The sequence below is a fragment of the Phormidium sp. CCY1219 genome, assembly GCF_055795085.1.
Map to the genome: position 1 here is coordinate 1 of NZ_JAYFEQ010000455.1, position 332 is coordinate 332.

Sequence of the window (332 nt, forward strand, 5' to 3'; positions counted from 1 at the left end):
CATCGTTTCGGGTTCTGCCGGGGCAGCCTCAGTCTCGGAATCTTCCATCGTTTCGGGTTCTGCCGGGGCAGCCTCAGCATCGGAACCTTCCATCATTTCGGTTGCTGCCGGATTCGTGGTGTCATCAGCCGGAGCCACGGTTTCCGGGGTCTCGGGAGACGCTTCTTCGGTAGTGGTTGCATTGCTGCAGGCTCCGATAACCGCAACCAAGCTCGCCGCGATCGCTAAACCAATTATTTTGTTGTTCATGATAACGATAACCTCCGATACGTTTGGAAACCCCCGTGCTTTAGCCGGGGGAGGAAAAACGAACGTGCGGCTTTAGCCGCCGT

At 56.6% G+C, this 332-nt stretch carries 1 protein-coding gene; it reads right to left on the reverse strand.

All coding sequences use genetic code 11. The features are described from left to right. Positions 1-249 (reverse strand): hypothetical protein (locus AC0QH1_RS11095; protein WP_324631161.1); only part of this gene is annotated, 249 nt, incomplete at its 3' end. Between the last annotated feature and the right edge of the window lie 83 nt (positions 250-332).